Raw genomic sequence first — 17,936 nt, 5'->3', positions numbered from 1 at the left:
AGACCTCAGCGGTTAGAAAGCATCTGGCGTGCAACGATCACGCGCATGATCTCGTTTGTGCCTTCCAGAATCTGATGAACACGCAAGTCTCGCACAAGTTTTTCGATGCCATAATCGGCCAGATACCCATATCCGCCGTGCAACTGCAGGCATTGGTCTACGACCTTCGATCCGGTTTCTGTTACGAATTTTTTTGCCATGGCGCAGAATTTGGTTGCATCCGGTGCGCCCTGATCCAGCTTCCATGCCGCCTGACGCAGGAATGTGCGCGCCGCTTGAAGCTCGATTTCCATATCCGCCAGTCGGAACTGCAAAGCTTGAAACTGGTCGATCGATTGCCCAAAGGCCTTACGCTCGGACATGTATTGCAGCGTCATGTCGAGGCCGTTCTGAGCAGCGCCCAGCGAGCAGGAAGCGATGTTCAGACGGCCGCCGTCCAACCCCATCATCGCGTATTTGAAACCGTCCCCCTCGGTTCCCACCAAATATCCTGATGGGATTCGGCAGTCATCAAACTGAACCTGCGCGGTGGGCTGGCTTTTCCAGCCCATCTTCTGCTCCAAAGCGCCAAAGCTTAGGCCCGGCGTGCCGTCTTCGACATAGACGGTCGAAATTCCTTTGGGTCCATCAGTACCCGTGCGCACCATGCAGACATAAGCATCCGAGTAACCTCCGCCCGATATGAAGGCCTTTGTTCCATTCAGCGTATAGCCTTCATTGGTACGATCTGCTCGGGTCTTCAAAGCTGCTGCGTCCGATCCCGAACCGGGTTCGGTCAGGCAGTAGCTGAGGACGGTTTCGAGGCTGAGAATATCCGGCATGATGCGGGATTTCAGATCTTGGCTGCCAAAGTTGTCCAGCATTTTGGCGCACATATTGTGTATCGAAAGAAATGCTGCAACCGAGGGGCAGGCCATCGACAGTGCCTCGAACACAAGGGTTGCATCCAATCGGGTCAGACCTGAACCGCCCGCATCTTCAGAGACATAAAGGCCACCAAAGCCAAGCTCGCCAATTTTGGGCCAAAGACCCTTGGGAATGGTCCCGTCCGCTTCCCACTGGCGCGCAAACGGGGCGATGTTGTCTTGGCCAAAGGCGTAGGCCATGTCGAATATGGCCGTTTGTTCCTCGGTCAGCGCGAAATCCATAACGTGACTTTCCTGTTGGCTGTAGAATTGAACAAGTGTTTTATTCTTCAATCCTTACAGAATTTTTTCAGTGACGGCAAACTCTGCGATTTGGGAGATTTCGGGTCGGTAGAGTATACTTTCGGAATTAAACGTTTTGATAGTTAAGGAGCAATTTTAATGCCATCGCACAAACTCGCTGTTGTCGTGATCCACGGAATGGGCAGCCAGCATAATCCGCAAGGTCAACCGCCATCCACAACACCAACATTTTCCAAAGGACTGAAATCGCGTGTTTCGCGCCGGGTAGGCGCGGACATGAACGATGTGATCTGGCACGAGGTGGTCTGGGCGCAAATCCTGCAGGGGCGTCAAAAAGACTATCTGCGAAAGATCAACCGCAACCTCGGCTACGACAAGCTGCGAAAATTTGTTGTGTGCAATCTCTCGGATGCGGCGTCTTACCGGCCAACACCGGATGACGGTGACAAAATCTATGAGGCGATCCACAAAAAAGTCGAGAATGTGATGGGCATCGTCAAGCATCAGGTCGGACCCGAGGGACCAGTGTTAATTCTGGCACATTCGTTGGGTGGGCATATCATGTCAAACTATATTTATGACATGCAGAGGCATCTGAGGCAGGGCGGATCGCCGGTTCACCCGACCGATGTTGAAAACATGAAAACGGTCGCCGGGTTCGTGACGTTCGGTTGCAATATTCCGATCTTTCTATTTGCCTATCCGGAGAATGAAATTTTCCCGATCATGGCTCCGAACCAGGCACTGCCGCCTGCGTTGCGGTTTTCTACCTGGTGGCGAAACTATTATGACAAGCATGACGTTTTGGGCTTTCCATTAGGAAAGAGCGCACCGCGCTATGAACAGCTCGAACAAAGTGGCGAGTTGAAGGATAATCCGATCAATGCGGGTAAGATCTTTACGTCGTGGAATCCGCTGTCACACAACGGATACTGGACAGATCGCGATCTGTACGGACCCGTTGCCGACCGGATCAAAGAGATTTTGGCGGCGGTCTGAACCTACAGGTCCGCGTGAAATTCCTCGATCAGATGTTTCACAACGGCCATGCCCGGATCTTCGCCGCGTGCTGTGGCCTCGGCATGAATGCGACGCTGGCGGGTGGCAGAGGTTCCCCCTTCGGCGATTTGCCTTAGACGGGCGAGCTCTGTCATGGTGCCCAATGCCTCGGTGTCTTCGGCCAGCATACCCATAAGCTCTCCGATCAATTCGGCCATAGGCTTGATCGATCGGTCGCCGAAATCGATCAGACCTTCGCCCACGCCATAGCGTTGCGCACGCCAGCGGTTCTCACCAATCAGAAATTTGTCATATTGCCGCCAGCGCAGGTTGCGTCCTTTCAGGCGGCACAGCATCCGCGTCAGTGCCTGCACCAAAGCGGCCAAAGACAGTGTGTGTTCAAGCCTTGGCTGCACATCCATGATACGGGTTTCAAGCGTTGGAAACCGATGGGACGGACGCAGGTCCCACCAGATTTTCGAGGTGTCCTCGATCACGCCAAGCTCAACCAGCACGCCGGTGGTGCGTTCGTATTCCGCCCAGCTGCCAAACACCGGAGGCAGGCCGGTCCGCGGCAGGTTGTCAAACACGGTCAGCCGATACGAGGAGAGCCCGGTGTCCTCGCCATTCCAGTAGGGGGAGGAGGTCGACAATGCTAGCAGATGGGGTAAAAAGTAAGCCAGTTGCGGCATCAGATCGGCACGCAGGGCCTGATCTTCGACCCCCACATGCACATGCATCCCGCAGATCAGCATACGACGCGCCACACCACCAAGGGCATGTTGCAGAGCGTCATAGCGTTCTTTGCGGGTATGATGCTGGTCTTTCCAGTTTGCGAACGGGTGGCAAGACACTGCGATCGGGGACAGATTGTATTCGGCCGCGCGTTCCGAAACGCACGATCGCAGGCGCTTCAGGTCTTCGCGCGCTGATTTGATTGTTGTATGGGGCCGAGTGCCGACCTCAATTTGGCATTGCAGGAATTCTGGGCTGACTTGACCTTCGAAATCATTCTGGCAGGCTTCGATCAATGCGGGTGGAGCATGAGCAAGCTGCAGGCTGTCTCGGTCAACCAGTAGGTACTCTTCCTCTATGCCCAGAGTGAATTCCTGCTGCATGGCGGTCCTCTTCGTTCAATTCAGGTCAGTGAATACGGAAATACCTCTTTTGCCAAGGGTTTGGCGCGTCGGTTCTTGCAGAGCCCCCGCGTGCAAAGGTAAGGATCAGGCGCAACGCAATGTGGAGCTGCTTCGTGAAACCCAGAAAATTCCCTCAGATCAACGCTGCTCTTGATGAGCTGGGTGTGAAGTTGATCGACAAGGTTACGGAACAGGATGAACGGGCGCGGTTGGAAGCATTCGAACGGGCAGGGGGGCTGACCCGCCCAGCCTATGCCTTGTCGCCGGGGATGGAAGGTTTTGACATCACTCAGTTGGCTAAAGAGTATGCGTCCCACGCCGATGCGCTTGCGGCTCTGAAAGATCCGGCCAGTAATCAGACTGGTTACGAAACCAACAATGGATATTACGACAGCCCGGATGCGGATGCGTTATATCTGATGATCCGCCGGTTCCAACCGAAGCGGGTGATCGAGGTCGGCTGCGGCAATTCAACCCGTGTGACGCGGCAGGCAATCATTGATGGCGGATTGCAGACGACTATCACCGCGATTGATCCGTATCCGCGCGCTGATATCGCTCATGTCGTGGATCAGTTTGAGCAGAAAAGATTGGAAGAGGTCGATCCCGCGTTGTTCGATCAACTTGAGGCCGGAGACGTTCTGTTCATCGATTCAAGCCATGTGGTGCGGATGAGTAACGATGTTGCCCATCTGTTTTGCCGGATCATTCCGGCGTTGAAACCGGGCGTTGTCATTCACGTTCACGACGTTTTTCTACCTTACGAATATCCCAAACGGTTCTTCTATGACTGTCCGGGTTGGGGTGAGCAATATATGCTGCACACCCTGCTGCAATCTGATTTCTATTCAATGCTTTGGCCCGGCTACTACCTGCAGCAATCCCGCCCTGACGCAATGGAGGCATTGCCATTTCTCAAGGATGGGCGCGCGCAGAGCATATGGGTTCAGCTCAAGGAAAAATGAGCGTCGTGTGATCCAGAATAGCTCAAGGCCCGTACCCCTTTCCATAACAAGCTGGAGAGGAGTTAACAGCCATGTTCCGTCGCACATTCATAGGCGCTGCCGCCGCACTTGCACTTGCTTTGCCCGTCAAGGCACAGGCCGCAGACATCGTAGATACAGCAGTTTCTGCCGGATCGTTCAACACCTTGGTCGCCGCCGTTCAGGCCGCCGGTCTGGTTGATACGTTGAAAGGGGATGGACCTTTCACGGTATTTGCACCGACCGATGAAGCCTTTGCCGCGCTACCCGAGGGAACGGTTGAAACCTTGCTATTGCCCGAAAACAAGGACCAGCTTGTTTCGATCCTGACCTATCACGTCGTGCCGGCAAAGATCATGTCGGGTGACATCGCGGGTAAGCGCGCGAAGGTGCTGACCGTCCAAGGCGATCGTTTGAATGTGAACGCGAAAAATGGTGTGAAAGTAAACGGTGCCAACGTTGTGCAGGCTGATATAGAAGCCAGCAACGGTGTCATTCACGTTGTAGATGAAGTGATCATTCCTGACTAAAACTACCACTTACCCAAATGAAAAGCCCCGGTCCTGATGGCCGGGGCTTTTTGAATTGAGCAGCGAGACGCTTACAATAGACGTACCTGAGTGCCGACCTGAACAAGCGGATACAGCTCTTCGACATGCTGATTGTAAAGACCGATGCAACCAGACGAACTTTGCCGCCCGATCTTACGCGTATCATGGGTGCCGTGAACCAGATAGGCTGGCCAGCCAAGATACATGGCGCGGGTACCTAACGGGTTTCCGGGCTCGCCCCCATCCATTCGAACAGGCAGCGATGGATCGCGTTCGCGCATTGATGCTGTTGGCGTCCAGCTTGGGTTTTCCGTTTTGCGCGTAACTTTGGTATAGCCGCGCTTCGTTAGCTCCTCGCTCATCGGAACCGAACTTGGATAGAGTTTGTAGGTCCCATCTGGACCCCAATAATGGACCGCGCGGCTGGTGATGTCGGCCAGCAGGCAGCCAACGCCCAGTTCGTCAAAATGATCCTGCCACTTCTGCTGCGAGAACGAGGATACGTTACGGCGCACAGGCAACTGCGTGCTGATCGCCTCTTCATCTTGCGGGAAGGCATCACTGCTTTGCGCGCGCAACAGCTGAGGCGTGGCCATTAAGGACGCAACGCCCAACAGGGCGGTACGGCGATTGATGCGGGAACTGGACACGAAGGCCTCCTGAAAGACAAATTGGAGTTTTGCTGAACTTAGGGATTACTGACGCTCAGAGCTAGGTGGATCATCTAAAAATTATGTGATGATCCCACTTTTGGGTGGATTGCGGGATGTCTGGTAGGAGAAAATGCGCTTGTCCCGACATGTTTTTCCTGTTGGCCGGACACGGCTTAATCTATTAAAGGCGCAATTTTGATCCCACTAGTTGAGGCAGGCCCCAGCCGTATGGAGTTCGCAAAAAAATGACTAAAAAGTCAGAAACCTTAGAAATTCGCGTATCTTACGAATTGAAAAGCAAATTGGCTGATCTGAGCGAGCAGCGCGGATCAACAATGAGTGCATTCGTGCGTGATGTGATCGACCGCGAGCTGGAGGATCCATTTCCAGATTCAGTAGGAGATCAAATCATGCAAAGACGTAGTTTTGGAAACCTGGGGGCGAAAGCTCTTTATGTTTTACCGGTCCTGCTATTGGCCGGACTTTATTGGGGATCGGCACAATCGCCCGCTCAGGCGACGCCGTCCGCGCGCGTTATCTTTTCCGAGCTTGACCATAATGGTGACAAACTGATTTCCGAAGCCGAGCTTCATCATTTTCTAAATCAGGAAGGGATTGAATTTGCCCCGGAAGATTGCGGATTGAAATCTCAGACCTGCACGGCCGAGGCTGTTGCTGCCAATGAAATACAGCGGGCGGACGCAGACTCGAATGGTTTTGTTGAGTATGCAGAGTTTGAGACATTTTTCCTGGCCGAGCGCGCTGCCGAGTTTCTTGAGATTGATAATGATGAGAACGGCGTCGTTTCGCCGGACGAACTGATCGCATTCGAAGTGCAAGAATTGGTCGAATTTCCAGATCCGGAGATGGATGAACCGCTGTCACCCAAGTGCTTGAACATGTCAGAAAACGGCAAGATTAACGGTATCGCCAAAGCTTGCTTGACTGATCGCGAACTACGGGTGTTCATGGCCGAAGCCGACACGAATTTCGACGGAAAAATCACACTGCAAGAGTTCCTTGAGAACTGATGCCTGACATTAAGATTGAAAAGGCCGCCCGAGATGGGCGGCCTTTTGCATTGGTGCCTAGTCTGAGATCAGTCCATCGCCTTGAAGTTGAACTCGCCACCTTCCTTGATGCCTGACGGCCAGCGCGAAGTGACTGTCTTGGTGCGCGTGTAGAATTTGAAGCTATCCGGACCGTGCTGGTTCAAATCGCCGAACATCGATTTCTTCCAGCCGCCGAAGGTGTGATAGGCCAGCGGAACCGGGATCGGAACGTTGATGCCGACCATGCCGATGTTGATCCGGCTGGCAAAGTCACGCGCGGTGTCACCATCACGGGTGAAGATCGCCGTTCCGTTTCCGTATTCGTGATCCATCGCCAGTTTCAGCGCTTCATCGTAAGAACCAGCGCGTACGGTCGACAGGACCGGCCCAAAGATCTCTTGCTTGTAGATGTCCATATCAGGCGTAACATTGTCGAACAGGTGGGGACCGACAAAGAAGCCGTCCTCATAGCCCTGCAGGCTGAAATCGCGGTTGTCGATCACCAGCTTTGCACCTTGCTCAACGCCCGAGTTGATCAGGCCGAGGATACGCTCTTTTGCAGCGGCGGTGACCACTGGCCCCATGTCCACATCGTCGCCCGCTGTATAGGGGCCAACTTTCAGCTTTTCTACACGCGGGATCAGTTTTTCGATCAGAGCATCTGCGGTTTCCTCACCCACAGGCACAGCAACCGAAATCGCCATGCAACGTTCGCCAGCCGCACCGAAACCAGCACCGACCAATGCGTCGGCTGCTTGATCTAGATCGGCATCAGGCATGATGATCATGTGGTTCTTGGCGCCGCCAAAGCACTGTGCCCGTTTGCCGTTCGCGGTTGCGCGAGCATAGATGTACTGCGCGATCGGGGTTGAACCGACGAACGAGACACCTTGAATGATTTCACTGTCCAGCAGAGTGTCCACGGCCTCTTTGTCGCCGTTGACCACTTGGAACACGCCTTTCGGCAGGCCGGCTTCCACAAACAGTTCAGCGAGCATCAACGGAACAGAAGGGTCGCGTTCCGACGGTTTAAGAACCACTGCGTTGCCGCAGGCCAGTGCAGGACCTACGTGCCACAAAGGCATCATCGCAGGGAAGTTGAACGGCATGATCGAAGCGACGACACCCAGCGGCTGGCGCATCGAATACATGTCGATGCCCGGGCCTGCACTGTCTGTAAACTCACCTTTCAGCATCTGAGGCGCGCCGATGCAGTATTCTATGACCTCCAGACCACGCTGCAGATCACCCTTGGCATCGGGGATGGTTTTGCCATGCTCCCGGCTGAGCGCTTCGGCCAGCTTTTCCATATCGCGGTTCATCAGGCCGACCATCGCCATCATGACGCGAGCGCGCTTTTGCGGGTTGGTCGCGCCCCATGCGACCTGAGCCGCCGCGGCGTCTTCGATCGCAGCGGTGGTTTCGGCAACGCTTGCCATTGGGCACTGGTACTGCACTTCGCCTGTTGCGGGATTGAATATATCGTCAAAGCGCCCAGAATTTCCGGCGACATGTTCGCCGTTGATGAAATGGGTCAGGTTCTGCATAGCAAATTCCTCCGGATTAAGTTGCGGATAGAATAGGCTTGCGAAAATCAACTGAACAGAGGCAATATTTCAAATCAGTTTTGCAAAAATGCAAAGGATAGGATATGACGCCGAATTGGGACGATTTGCGGGTTTTTTTGGCCGTCGCACGCGATGAAAGCCTTTCGGCGGCAGGTCGGGTGCTTAAGATCGATCCGGCGACCGTTGGGCGCAGGATCGCGCGTTTGGAAACCGCCCTGGACGCTGTGTTGTTCACTAAATCGCAACAAGGCTATGTTCTGACCACTGCGGGGCAGCGGCTGATGGAACATGGGTTGCAAGCCGAAGAGGCGATGCGTGCGGCGACCGGGGTCATGTCGGGCTCTGCCAAGTCACTGAGCGGTCAAATTCGAATTGGTGCGCCCGACGGAAGCGCCAACTACCTTTTACCCCAGGTCTGCGCCAAGATCAGCGATGAAAACCCCGATCTCGACATTCAGATATTGGCTCTGCCTCGCGTCATCAACCTGTCCCGGCGGGAAGCTGATATGGCGGTTACCGTCAGCGCCCCAACCGCGGGGCAACTCTTGGTTCAAAAAATAACGGACTATCGTCTGCATATGGTTGCGACAAGAGACTACCTAAGTCGCAACGCTGCAATCCGGGCCGTCGACGACCTAAGAGGGCACCGGATGATCGGCTATATTCCTGATATGATCTTTGATCGAGAGTTGGATTACCTCAGCGATATTGGGGTTGAGCGTGTCGCGCTTGCATCAAATTCGGTCTCGGTACAGTTGCGGCAAGTATCGCAAGGCATGGGGGTTTGTGTCGCGCACGACTTTACATTGCCATTCCATCCGGGATTGCAAAAAATACTGACGGATCAGGTGAGTTTGACCCGGGGATTCTATCTGGTTCGTCATCAGGGCGATCAACGCAACGAACGCCTGAACCGCTTTGCCGAGGCCCTGACCCGTGGCCTACGAGACGAAGTAGCGCGGCTTGAGGCCGAAGCTTCACCTTGACACCTTCAGACATTCCGGCAACCTTTTGTAAAACAGTACGTTATTCCGGAGGTTTTGCTAATGCTTGTACAGGCCATTCTCAAGTCCAAGGGCAGCGGTGGTGTGGAGACGGTCGAACCAACGGCGACTGTCTCTCAGGCCGCTAAAATTCTTGCGGAAAAGCGGATTGGTACTGTCGTCATTTCCGAAGATGGGGGGCTGACAGCTTCGGGCATTTTGTCCGAGCGTGACATTGTGCGCGAATTAGCCGCCAGCGGTAGCGGCTGCCTGGATAAACCCGTTAGCAGCTACATGACAAAGCAGCTTGTGACGGCCAGCCAGCAGGATTCGGTAGAATCTATCCTGTCGCAAATGACCGAAGGCCGGTTTCGCCACATGCCTGTTCTGGAAGACGGAAAACTGGTCGGGATTGTAACGCTCGGCGATGCGGTAAAGGCGCAACTATCCGAACTTGCAATGGAAAAAGACGCGCTAGAAGGCATGATCATGGGCCATTGATTGCAGGGGCTGTTTCAGCCTCTTGCACCTGCGGCAAAGTTATGTTTGCTTGCGCGGAAATAATGTTGCGCTGGAGAGCCCTATGAGGGTTGGATTATATCCCGGAACTTTTGACCCCATCACATTGGGTCACATCGACATCATCCGCCGTGCGGCCGCACTGGTAGATAAACTCGTCATCGGCGTTGCGATCAACCGCGACAAGGGCCCGTTGTTTTCTTTGGAAGAACGTGTCGCGATGATCGAAGCCGAATGTGCACATCTTACCGCACAGACCGGCACAGAAATCGTGGCGCACCCGTTTGAAAACCTGCTGATCGATTGCGCACGAGACGTGGGCGCACAGATCATCGTGCGGGGTCTGCGCGCGGTTGCGGATTTCGAATACGAGTTTCAGATGGTTGGCATGAACCGTGCATTGGACGACTCGATTGAGACGGTATTCCTGATGGCTGAAGCGCGGCATCAGGCCATTGCCTCGAAACTGGTTAAGGAAATTGCCAGATTGAACGGGGACGTGTCGAATTTCGTCACGCCCCGCGTCAATACTGCACTGCGCGAGCGGTTAGGCTAGGGCGCCCATCGTGGCAGCCGTGTCCAGCATCCGGTTCGAGAAACCCCATTCATTGTCATACCAGGCAAGGACGCGCACCAATGTGCCGTCGGTGACTTTGGTTTCAGCCAATGAAACCGTCGAGCTATGCGAGTCATGGTTGAAGTCGATCGAAATCAGTGGGCGATTCTCGGCAGCTAAGACGCCAGGAATTTTTGCCGCGGCATCGACGAAAAGGGCGTTAACCTCTTCTTCGGTTGTAGGCCGGGAAACCTCTGCAACCAGATCTACGACAGATACGTTTGGCGTCGGCACACGAATGGCTTGCCCGGTTAGTTTCCCGGCAAGTTGCGGTAGGACCAGACCAACGGCTGAGGCCGCGCCTGTAGTTGTCGGGATCATCGACAGTGCCGCTGCGCGTGAAAGGTAGGGGTCTTTCCCCGCGGTGTCATGCACTGGTTGGCTGGCGGTATAGGCGTGGACGGTTGTCATGTTGCCATGCTTGATGCCCAGTCCTGCATCCAGAGCGGCAGCGACGGGTGACAGGCAGTTGGTGGTGCAGGAGGCGTTAGAGACAACGATGTCATCTGCAGTCAGCTCTTGATCATTTACGCCGAATACGATTGTTTTCACGCCGCCATCGCCACGGGCAGGGGCCGAGATCAGAACTTTCTTTGATCCGTTCTTCAGGTGCCGTTCAGCTGCTTCGCGAGTGCGGAAGACGCCGGTGCATTCCAGAACGACATCCACATCAGACCAGTCCAGTGCTTCGGGATCACGCTCACTGGTCAACCGGATTGGTCCCGCGCCTACGTCCAGACCTGCTTCGCTGAGCGTAACGGAGTGGGGATAACGTCCATGAACGCTGTCGAACTCGAACAGATGGGCGTTCATTTCGGGCTTTGCCAGATCGTTGATGGCGACGATTTCGACATCGGTGCGTCCGGATTCCATTACGGCCCGTAGAACACCGCGCCCGATCCGTCCAAATCCGTTAATTGCCAGCTTGAGTGTCATAATGCGCTCCGTCAGAATTTGGTCGATTGATGGTTAGCGCTAACAAAGCCAGATTGGCGCGAAAGTCAAGCAAAACCTCTGTCAGCGCCAGAAGGCGAGCCAATCCAGAAATTCGTAGAGTTTCTTGCCGAGGAACAGCAGGTGATCGGTGCCGAATAGGGCAACGTCCAGCATCAGGCCGCCCAGGATCAGAAGTCCAAGCCAGATGGCGATTTGATTTGTCATTGCTGCGCCCTGAACGAATGATGCCCGCTCAGATAACCTGAGCGGGCATCAAGGTACAAGCGATGTGCGAAGGGTCAGTTAAGACGGCCCATGGCAACAGCGACATCGGCCATACGGACCGAGAATCCCCATTCGTTGTCATACCAGGCCAGAACGCGGACCATGCGGTTGTCGACGACGCGGGTTTGATCCGGCGCGAAGATCGAGCTTTCTTCGGTGTGATTGAAATCGGTCGAGACCAGCGGAGCAGGCTCATAGCCAAGTACACGTTGCATCGGTCCTTTGGCGGCCTCTTCAACGATTGCGTTGACCTCTGCGACGGTGACGTCGCGCGAGGCGCGGAAAGATAGGTCGACGGCCGAGACATTTGGGGTTGGCACACGGATGGCCGAACCATCCAGGCGACCTTTGAGGTTTGGCAGAACCTCACCCAGTGCAGCTGCGGCGCCGGTCGAAGTCGGGATCAAAGACATTGCCGCTGCACGCGCGCGATAGAGGTCGCTGTGGCGGCGGTCCAGCGTCGGCTGATCGCCGGTATAGGCGTGGATCGTTGTCATGATGCCATGCTCGATACCGATACCTTCGTCCAGAACCTTGGCAAGCGGGGCAAGGCAGTTGGTGGTGCAAGAGCCGTTGGACACCATGTTGTCGTTTGCGGTCAGGGTATTATGGTTCACCCCGAACACGATTGTCTTGTTGACATTCTTACCGGGCGCCGAAAGCAACACCTTACCAGCACCGCGATCCAGATGCGTCTTGGCCTTCAGCCCGTCGTTGAATTTGCCGGTGCATTCCAGAACAACATCGCAGCCTTCCCAGTCCAGCTCGTTCATGTCGTAGGTCGAGAACATCTCCATGGGGCCGCGCCCCAGATCCATGGTGTTGCCATCGACGGAAATTTCGCGGGGGAACCGTCCGTGAACGCTGTCATATTTCAGCAGGTGCGCCGAAGTTTCCAGCGGGCCAGTGGCATTCACCTTAATCACTTCGATGTCGTTGCGCGCCGATGCGGCGATGTGCGACAGGGTACAGCGGCCAATACGGCCAAAACCATTGATACCGACCTTGATGGTCATTCGACGTCTCCAAATGCGCTTGCTTTGCAGGCCATATAGCCGTGAATGGTGAATCTCAAAAGGGCAAAAATGGCATATTTTTAAGGTGTTAGCGCAAACTTAACCGATTGCGCTAACGCTTGCGCTAAGGGTTGGATCAGGTAGTGTCGGCTACAGCAGATTAACAAGAGGATGCGCGATGAGTGGTCTGTTGGCCCTGTTGGACGATGTTGCGGGGATTGCAAAAGTGGCGGCGTCATCGGTGGATGATGTTGTCGCGGCGGCAGGCAAAGCCGGCGCAAAAACAGCTGGTGTGATCATTGATGACGCGGCAGTGACCCCAAAATACGTGCAGGGATTCGCCCCGGCACGGGAATTGCCCATCATCTGGCGCATCGCCCGCGGGTCGGTATTCAACAAGATTGTTCTGCTGTTGCCAGTGGCGTTGCTATTGGCAAATTTTGCACCATGGCTAATTACGCCTTTGCTGATGATCGGTGGCTCGTACCTTTGCTTTGAAGGGGCCGAGAAAATCTTTCACGCCCTGTTCCCGCACGGCAGTCACGTCATCGAAGAGGACATGAAAAACCGCGATCCGGGACATCTGGAAGAGCAGAAGGTCAAAGGCGCGATCAAGACCGATTTTATCCTGTCCGCCGAGATCATGACTATCGCATTGGCGGCTATTGAGGCGCCAAACCTTTGGATGCAGGCCGCAACGCTTGCGGTGGTCGGGCTGGGCGTGACCCTTGCGGTTTACGGCTCGGTCGCACTGATCGTTAAAATGGATGATGTGGGCCTTTATCTGGCGCAAAACGCACCGACGCCCATAGGGCGTGGACTTGGGCGAGGCTTGGTTAAGGCTATGCCGGGCGTGATGAAGACGCTTTCAATCGTTGGAACGGCTGCAATGCTATGGGTCGGAGGGTCGATTATCATCCACGGGATGGAGGTTCTGGGCTTTGGTTGGCTGGGTCATCACATCCATGACTGGGCTTACGCTGTAGGTCATTCAGTGTCTGAGCAGTGGGTAAAGGCGGCCGAGTGGATTGCCAAGGCGACAATGGACGGCGTGTTCGGTTTGGCCTGGGGGTTTGTTTTGATACCGTTGGCGACGAAAGTGATTGCGCCGATGATCGGAAAGTCTTCAAGCAAGCCCAAAACTCACTGAATCGGCGGCGTGAAGTGATGAATCTAAGTCAATTACCAGCCTTTCGACCGGTTCAATTCCGGACCCGGTTTAAGTTGAGGGGGCTCGCTGCCAAACGCAAAGCAACAGCAATGGCTGCCATGAACCTTGGTGCGGAACAAATGCCGTTTGAGCCGAACGCACTGTATCGGGTTCTGCATTTCCGGATCGACACGGCGGACAAAGCTGCGAAACGCGCCAAATGGGCAGGCGGGCAAATGTTCAACCTGCTCACGGGTCAGTCCGCGCACTTCGTTCCGCTTTATGGAACGCATGTGCGGCAAGTTTTGTCTTGGGCCGGGCAAAACGTACCCGGAGGGATTGCGCCCGCGGATCGGTACGAACTGCGATTGGACTATGCGAAATTGGCATACAAGGCGTTAAGGGCGAAATTTGACCAGCCAAAATAGGAAAGGGCGGCCGAGAAAGCCGCCCTTTGTATCTCTGACTGTTGAGCCGACTGTTTACAGCCCCAGCAGTTCCTTGACCTTTGCAACGGTCGCATCGGTGGTGATGCCGAAACGCTTGTATAGCTCGCCTGCGGGGGCAGAGGCGCCGAAGCTGGACATGCCGATGAAACCGGCCTTGGCTTCACGACCACGCTCGCCCAACAGCCAGCGATCCCAGCCTCCGGCGCGCACGGCGGCCTCGATGCCGACGCGGACGGCACCTGCGGGCAGGACACGCTTGCGATAGGCTTCATCCTGTTCGGCAAATAGCTCCATGCACGGCATTGAGACGACGCGGGTGCCGATACCTTCGGCCTCGAGCATCGCTTTGGCTTCCATGGCCAGTGAAACCTCGGAGCCGGTGGCGATCAGGATGGCCTGACGCTTGGCTTCTGCATCCGCCAGAACGTAGGCGCCTTGCGCCGTAAAGTTCCTGCCTTTGTGCTCGGTCCGAACGGTCGGCACACCCTGACGGGTGAGGGACAAGACCGATGGGCTTTGCTTGAAGGTCAGAGCAAGTTCCCAAGCCTCAGCCGTTTCAATGACATCTGCGGGACGGAACACATAGGTGTTCGGTGTTGCGCGTGATATGGCCAGATGTTCCACCGGCTGGTGGGTTGGGCCGTCTTCGCCCAGACCGATCGAGTCATGGGTCATCACGAACACGGTCGGGATTTTCATCAGCGCCGCCAGACGCATGGACGGGCGGGCATAGTCGGTAAAGGCCATGAATGTGCCGCCATAAGGGCGGATTCCGCCATGCAGCGCCATGCCGTTCATTGCGGCCGCCATACCGTGTTCGCGGATGCCGTAATGGATATAGCGACCTTTGCGGTTTTCCGGCAGGAACACACCCATATCGGCAGACTTAGTGTTGTTCGAGCCGGTCAGATCAGCCGAACCACCAATCGTTTCGGGCATGATTGGGTTCACAACATTCAGCACTTTTTCCGAAGAGGCGCGGGTGGCCAGTTTGGGCTGCTCTTCCGACATCTGTTTTTTGAACGAACGGATGGCACCGGTCAGCTTCTTGGGTGCTTCGAATGCGTAGGAACGGTTAAACTCGGCCTGTTTGCGCTCGGACAGCTGTGCAAACCGCTCTTCCCAAGCCGCGCGATCGGCGGCGCCACGGGAACCGATGGCTTCCCAAGCGGATTTTACATTGGTCGGGATTTCGAAGGCGTCATGGGGCCAGTCATAAGCTTCTTTGGCGGCCTTCAGCTGATCCTGATCGGTCAATGCGCCATGGCCTTTGGAAGTGTCCTGTGCCGCGTGACCCAGAGCGATATGGCTTTCACACGCAATCATGGTCGGCTTGTTCGACTTTTTCGCCTGGGCGATGGCGGCGTCGATGGCTTTGGGGTCGTGGCCATCGATTTCCAGTACATGCCAGCCCGACGCCGCAAAACGGCGCACCTGATCGGTGCGGTCAGCGATGTCAACGGTGCCGTCGATGGTGATGTTGTTGTTGTCCCAGAAGACGATTAACTTGCTCAGCTCGTGCCGACCGGCCAGTGTGATTGCCTCTTGGCTGACGCCTTCCATCAGGCAGCCGTCGCCCGCGATCACGTAAGTGTAGTGATCAACGACCTTCTTGCCATAATGTGCGCGTTGAATTTCCTCGGCCATGGCAAAGCCTACGGCGTTCGAGATGCCCTGACCCAGAGGACCGGTGGTGGTTTCAACGCCATTGATCAGAAAGTTTTCGGGATGACCGGCGGTTTTGGCACCCAATTGGCGAAAGTTTTTGATCTCATCCAGAGTTACGTCGCCATGGCCGGTAAGATACAGCAGCGAATAGACCAGCATCGAGCCGTGGCCAGCCGACAGGATGAACCGGTCGCGGTCCGGCCAGTTCGGGGCAGAGGCGTCGAATTTCAGGTGCTTTTCGAACAAAACGGTCGCAACATCGGCCATGCCCATCGGCATACCGGAATGGCCGGAATTGGCGGCGGCGACAGCGTCGAGGGTCAGGGTGCGGATGGCCGCAGCCTTGTCCCAGTGTTCGGGGTTGGCATTGCGCAGCGCAGTCAGGTCCACGGGCGTAGTTCCTTTGGGTTACGGGCAGATGGGCGCTGAATACCATCCGATTGTCAAAGTGCAAGCAGAACCGCGTGTAACCCCGATCTGGTGCATCAAGAGCGTTGTGCAAGTGGTTGAAACCAAACAGTGGGTATTTTCCGTCACATTCCGTTAGACTGGGCCCGAGAGCCGCCGTTTTTGATTCGGACAGGCAAATAGCAGAACGAACCTTGGTAAAGAGGTGACACAGGCATGAGTCAGATCGAAGAACTACAACGCCGTATCATAGCAGCGATGGAGCGGATCGGCAGTGGTATCGAGGTGCTACGGGACGCCGGACCTGCAGCCGGTGACGACGTGGCGTTGCGTGTGGCGTTGGAAGAAGAGCGGGTTGCCAATGCTCAGCTCGAGGAACGGCTCAAAACGATCAAAGAGAAGCACGCGCAAGAGATCGACGCGTTGCGCACCCAATCGGCCCCGGACGGCGAAGCGGATACGTTGCGTACACAACTGGCTGAAGCGACCTCGCGCCTTGCTACGGTTGAGGCCGCGCGCGCCGAGCTGGCGGATGCCAAAGCGGTTCTTGAAAACAGTGATGAAGTGGCGACGCTGAAAGCAGAAATCGAAACGCTGCAATCCTATCGGGGCTCTGCAGAAGAAGCCGAGTCGTTGCGGTCTGAGGTCGAACAACTGACCCCGATAGCCTATCGTGCTGAAGAGATGGAGGCTGAGTTGTCCCGGCTGCGTGCGGATCTGGTCGACAGCGAGCGTCTGACCGAACTCAATGCTGAGCTTAAAATGTTGCGCGCCGAACGCGCCAGCCATGGCGCGGCGATGTCGCGACTGGATGACGATCTGCAGCGGTTGCGCAAAGCGAACGAGCAACTTCGAGGCTCTGTAGATGAATTGCGCGCTGCCGCAGAAGCGGGTGTTGCGGATGCGGATATGCTGAATCGCGCCACTGCTGCAGAGCTTGAGGCGACACGCGCCGCACGGGCCTCGGATGCGGCCGAGGCGCACGCAGTGTTGGCTCGGCTCGAACCGTTACTTACCCATGCCAACCTGGCTGAAGGAGAGGTGGAATAATGCCCGAAGTAACCATTCATATCGGCGGCCGGGGTTTTGACGTTTCATGTCAGGAAGGCGAAGAACCGTTTCTGCAATCTGCCGCCAAGCTGTTGGACGACGAGGCACAGGTTTTGTCGGACCAGATCGGACGGATGCCGGAATCGCGGATGCTGTTGATGGCGGGGCTGATGTTGGCCGACAAGGCGGCTGCCCATGAAGACCGCATGAAACTGGCCGAGGCCAAACTGGTAGAAGCCGAGACCGAATTAAAGCGCTTGCGCAATCAACCTCGACCAGAGCCAGAGCGAATTGAGGTCGCAGTCGTGCCGCCTTCGGTCACGGACACGCTGGCGGAAATGGCCGCCCGGGCCGAGGCGCTGGCCGCGGTGATTGAAGAGAGGACCGCCTGATGGTCCATATCCGCCAGGCTATTTTTGCCGCTGCCGTTTGCATGTTGGGAACAGGGGCATCTGCCGACATCGATATTCTGTCCGTGACCTTCAATTGCGAGAATAACACGCAGGTGCCGGTATCATACTTCAACGCCTCTGATGGTCAGGGGGCTGCGGCGATGCTGCTTGAGGATCAGTTGATTCCCATGAAACAGGTCCAAAGCGGTTCGGGCATTCGCTATGAATCCGTCGGAGGGGCAGGGACTTACACCCTGCGCTCAAAAGGCTGGGAAGCCACGATCAGTCATCAGGCTGATGGCGATACAGCCCCGGAACGCGTTTTGTTCAGGGACTGCACCAGCCGATAG

General features: G+C 55.7%; 20 protein-coding genes. 12 read left to right on the top strand and 8 right to left on the bottom strand.

From position 1 onward, the window contains the following. Positions 1 to 5: 5 nt before the first annotated feature. On the bottom strand, positions 6 to 1,148 hold the full coding sequence (locus tag BLU89_RS04425) for an acyl-CoA dehydrogenase family protein (RefSeq protein ID WP_074734784.1): 1,143 nt from the start codon (positions 1,146 to 1,148) through the stop codon (positions 6 to 8). Positions 1,149 to 1,307: 159 nt separating this feature from the next. Here BLU89_RS04425 and BLU89_RS04420 point away from each other — a divergent pair, with 159 nt between their 5' ends. Then, positions 1,308 to 2,168, top strand: a complete 861-nt coding sequence (locus BLU89_RS04420; RefSeq protein WP_074734782.1) for a hypothetical protein — start codon at positions 1,308 to 1,310, stop codon at positions 2,166 to 2,168. A 2-nt stretch (positions 2,169 to 2,170) separates the two neighbouring features. On the opposite strand, the gene BLU89_RS04415 is transcribed toward BLU89_RS04420, so the two are convergent. Beyond that, on the bottom strand, positions 2,171 to 3,286 hold the full coding sequence (locus BLU89_RS04415; RefSeq protein ID WP_074734780.1) for a carboxylate-amine ligase: 1,116 nt from the start codon (positions 3,284 to 3,286) through the stop codon (positions 2,171 to 2,173). A gap of 134 nt (positions 3,287 to 3,420) precedes the next feature. Between BLU89_RS04415 and BLU89_RS04410 the strand changes: the two genes are divergently transcribed. Together BLU89_RS04410 and BLU89_RS04405 are read left to right on the top strand one after the other, a co-directional pair. Next, positions 3,421 to 4,272 carry a class I SAM-dependent methyltransferase gene (locus BLU89_RS04410; protein ID WP_074736382.1) on the top strand — a complete coding sequence of 284 codons (852 nt, stop codon included), beginning with the start codon at positions 3,421 to 3,423 and terminating at the stop codon, positions 4,270 to 4,272. 71 nt (positions 4,273 to 4,343) lie between these two features. Beyond that, entirely contained in the window at positions 4,344 to 4,820 is a 477-nt protein-coding gene (locus BLU89_RS04405) for a fasciclin domain-containing protein (protein WP_074734778.1), read from the top strand. Positions 4,821 to 4,891: 71 nt separating this feature from the next. On the opposite strand, the gene BLU89_RS04400 is transcribed toward BLU89_RS04405, so the two are convergent. Beyond that, positions 4,892 to 5,437 (bottom strand): L,D-transpeptidase, encoded by a 546-nt coding sequence (locus tag BLU89_RS04400; protein WP_425441370.1) that lies wholly within the window; start codon positions 5,435 to 5,437, stop codon positions 4,892 to 4,894. A 302-nt stretch (positions 5,438 to 5,739) separates the two neighbouring features. On the opposite strand from BLU89_RS04400, the gene BLU89_RS04395 reads away from it, so the two are divergent. Next, positions 5,740 to 6,525 (top strand): EF-hand domain-containing protein, encoded by a 786-nt coding sequence (locus BLU89_RS04395; protein ID WP_074734774.1) that lies wholly within the window; start codon positions 5,740 to 5,742, stop codon positions 6,523 to 6,525. A gap of 68 nt (positions 6,526 to 6,593) precedes the next feature. Here BLU89_RS04395 and BLU89_RS04390 read toward each other — a convergent pair whose 3' ends face one another. After that, positions 6,594 to 8,093, bottom strand: coding sequence for a CoA-acylating methylmalonate-semialdehyde dehydrogenase (locus tag BLU89_RS04390; protein ID WP_074734772.1), 1,500 nt, complete (start codon positions 8,091 to 8,093; stop codon positions 6,594 to 6,596). Between the two features lie 104 nt (positions 8,094 to 8,197). On the opposite strand from BLU89_RS04390, the gene BLU89_RS04385 reads away from it, so the two are divergent. The 3 genes from BLU89_RS04385 to coaD all read left to right on the top strand — a co-directional run bounded on the left by BLU89_RS04385 (position 8,198) and on the right by coaD (position 10,172). Continuing rightward, positions 8,198 to 9,100 (top strand): LysR family transcriptional regulator, encoded by a 903-nt coding sequence (locus BLU89_RS04385; protein WP_074734770.1) that lies wholly within the window; start codon positions 8,198 to 8,200, stop codon positions 9,098 to 9,100. A gap of 60 nt (positions 9,101 to 9,160) precedes the next feature. Continuing rightward, positions 9,161 to 9,598 (top strand): CBS domain-containing protein, encoded by a 438-nt coding sequence (locus BLU89_RS04380; protein ID WP_074734768.1) that lies wholly within the window; start codon positions 9,161 to 9,163, stop codon positions 9,596 to 9,598. An 82-nt stretch (positions 9,599 to 9,680) separates the two neighbouring features. Further along, positions 9,681 to 10,172, top strand: coding sequence for a pantetheine-phosphate adenylyltransferase (gene coaD, locus BLU89_RS04375; RefSeq protein WP_074734767.1), 492 nt, complete (start codon positions 9,681 to 9,683; stop codon positions 10,170 to 10,172). Here coaD and gap (BLU89_RS04370) read toward each other — a convergent pair. The 3 genes from gap (BLU89_RS04370) to gap (BLU89_RS04365) form a co-directional block, all read right to left on the bottom strand. Further along, the gene (gene gap, locus BLU89_RS04370) at positions 10,164 to 11,168 is read right to left on the bottom strand and encodes a type I glyceraldehyde-3-phosphate dehydrogenase (protein ID WP_074734765.1); all 1,005 of its coding nucleotides are present in this window, start codon (positions 11,166 to 11,168) and stop codon (positions 10,164 to 10,166) included. The genes coaD and gap (BLU89_RS04370) overlap by 9 nt on opposite strands. A gap of 81 nt (positions 11,169 to 11,249) precedes the next feature. Next, positions 11,250 to 11,393, bottom strand: a complete 144-nt coding sequence (locus BLU89_RS21485; RefSeq protein ID WP_176797654.1) for a hypothetical protein — start codon at positions 11,391 to 11,393, stop codon at positions 11,250 to 11,252. Between the two features lie 74 nt (positions 11,394 to 11,467). After that, positions 11,468 to 12,469, bottom strand: a complete 1,002-nt coding sequence (gene gap, locus BLU89_RS04365) for a type I glyceraldehyde-3-phosphate dehydrogenase (protein ID WP_074734763.1) — start codon at positions 12,467 to 12,469, stop codon at positions 11,468 to 11,470. A gap of 178 nt (positions 12,470 to 12,647) precedes the next feature. On the opposite strand from gap (BLU89_RS04365), the gene BLU89_RS04360 reads away from it, so the two are divergent. Both BLU89_RS04360 and BLU89_RS04355 read left to right on the top strand, forming a co-directional pair. Then, positions 12,648 to 13,619 carry a DUF808 domain-containing protein gene (locus tag BLU89_RS04360; protein WP_074734761.1) on the top strand — a complete coding sequence of 324 codons (972 nt, stop codon included), beginning with the start codon at positions 12,648 to 12,650 and terminating at the stop codon, positions 13,617 to 13,619. A gap of 110 nt (positions 13,620 to 13,729) precedes the next feature. After that, positions 13,730 to 14,047 carry a hypothetical protein gene (locus BLU89_RS04355; RefSeq protein WP_074734759.1) on the top strand — a complete coding sequence of 106 codons (318 nt, stop codon included), beginning with the start codon at positions 13,730 to 13,732 and terminating at the stop codon, positions 14,045 to 14,047. Between the two features lie 54 nt (positions 14,048 to 14,101). Here BLU89_RS04355 and tkt read toward each other — a convergent pair whose 3' ends face one another. After that, on the bottom strand, positions 14,102 to 16,126 hold the full coding sequence (gene tkt, locus BLU89_RS04350; protein ID WP_074734757.1) for a transketolase: 2,025 nt from the start codon (positions 16,124 to 16,126) through the stop codon (positions 14,102 to 14,104). 234 nt (positions 16,127 to 16,360) lie between these two features. Here tkt and BLU89_RS04345 point away from each other — a divergent pair, with 234 nt between their 5' ends. From BLU89_RS04345 to BLU89_RS04335, 3 genes are read left to right on the top strand one after another with little or no spacing between them, the layout of a single operon-like run. Beyond that, positions 16,361 to 17,194 carry a hypothetical protein gene (locus tag BLU89_RS04345; protein WP_074734755.1) on the top strand — a complete coding sequence of 278 codons (834 nt, stop codon included), beginning with the start codon at positions 16,361 to 16,363 and terminating at the stop codon, positions 17,192 to 17,194. After that, on the top strand, positions 17,194 to 17,586 hold the full coding sequence (locus BLU89_RS04340; protein WP_074734753.1) for a cell division protein ZapA: 393 nt from the start codon (positions 17,194 to 17,196) through the stop codon (positions 17,584 to 17,586). Before BLU89_RS04345 ends, BLU89_RS04340 begins: the two co-directional genes overlap by 1 nt. Next, positions 17,586 to 17,936 (top strand): MliC family protein, encoded by a 351-nt coding sequence (locus BLU89_RS04335; RefSeq protein ID WP_074734751.1) that lies wholly within the window; start codon positions 17,586 to 17,588, stop codon positions 17,934 to 17,936. Before BLU89_RS04340 ends, BLU89_RS04335 begins: the two co-directional genes overlap by 1 nt.

Origin of the sequence: Ruegeria halocynthiae, assembly GCF_900106805.1 — a bacterium.
GTDB classification, from domain to species: Bacteria; Pseudomonadota; Alphaproteobacteria; order Rhodobacterales; family Rhodobacteraceae; genus Ruegeria; species Ruegeria halocynthiae.
This window is presented reverse-complemented; position numbering and strand designations above follow the sequence as displayed.

Bases quoted from the DNA above. Each gene is read 5' to 3' on its own strand.
- gap (WP_074734763.1), bottom strand. From the start codon at position 12,469: ATGACCATCAAGGTCGGTATCAATGGTTTTGGCCGTATTGGCCGCTGT.
- BLU89_RS21485 (WP_176797654.1), bottom strand. From the start codon at position 11,393: ATGACAAATCAAATCGCCATCTGGCTTGGACTTCTGATCCTGGGCGGC.
- BLU89_RS04345 (WP_074734755.1), top strand. From the start codon at position 16,361: ATGAGTCAGATCGAAGAACTACAACGCCGTATCATAGCAGCGATGGAG.
- BLU89_RS04335 (WP_074734751.1), top strand. From the start codon at position 17,586: ATGGTCCATATCCGCCAGGCTATTTTTGCCGCTGCCGTTTGCATGTTG.
- BLU89_RS04390 (WP_074734772.1), bottom strand. From the start codon at position 8,093: ATGCAGAACCTGACCCATTTCATCAACGGCGAACATGTCGCCGGAAAT.
- BLU89_RS04360 (WP_074734761.1), top strand. From the start codon at position 12,648: ATGAGTGGTCTGTTGGCCCTGTTGGACGATGTTGCGGGGATTGCAAAA.
- BLU89_RS04400 (WP_425441370.1), bottom strand. From the start codon at position 5,437: ATGGCCACGCCTCAGCTGTTGCGCGCGCAAAGCAGTGATGCCTTCCCG.
- BLU89_RS04405 (WP_074734778.1), top strand. From the start codon at position 4,344: ATGTTCCGTCGCACATTCATAGGCGCTGCCGCCGCACTTGCACTTGCT.
- BLU89_RS04355 (WP_074734759.1), top strand. From the start codon at position 13,730: ATGGCTGCCATGAACCTTGGTGCGGAACAAATGCCGTTTGAGCCGAAC.
- BLU89_RS04380 (WP_074734768.1), top strand. From the start codon at position 9,161: ATGCTTGTACAGGCCATTCTCAAGTCCAAGGGCAGCGGTGGTGTGGAG.
- BLU89_RS04425 (WP_074734784.1), bottom strand. From the start codon at position 1,148: ATGGATTTCGCGCTGACCGAGGAACAAACGGCCATATTCGACATGGCC.
- BLU89_RS04340 (WP_074734753.1), top strand. From the start codon at position 17,194: ATGCCCGAAGTAACCATTCATATCGGCGGCCGGGGTTTTGACGTTTCA.
- BLU89_RS04395 (WP_074734774.1), top strand. From the start codon at position 5,740: ATGACTAAAAAGTCAGAAACCTTAGAAATTCGCGTATCTTACGAATTG.
- coaD (WP_074734767.1), top strand. From the start codon at position 9,681: ATGAGGGTTGGATTATATCCCGGAACTTTTGACCCCATCACATTGGGT.
- BLU89_RS04415 (WP_074734780.1), bottom strand. From the start codon at position 3,286: ATGCAGCAGGAATTCACTCTGGGCATAGAGGAAGAGTACCTACTGGTT.
- BLU89_RS04420 (WP_074734782.1), top strand. From the start codon at position 1,308: ATGCCATCGCACAAACTCGCTGTTGTCGTGATCCACGGAATGGGCAGC.
- BLU89_RS04385 (WP_074734770.1), top strand. From the start codon at position 8,198: ATGACGCCGAATTGGGACGATTTGCGGGTTTTTTTGGCCGTCGCACGC.
- gap (WP_074734765.1), bottom strand. From the start codon at position 11,168: ATGACACTCAAGCTGGCAATTAACGGATTTGGACGGATCGGGCGCGGT.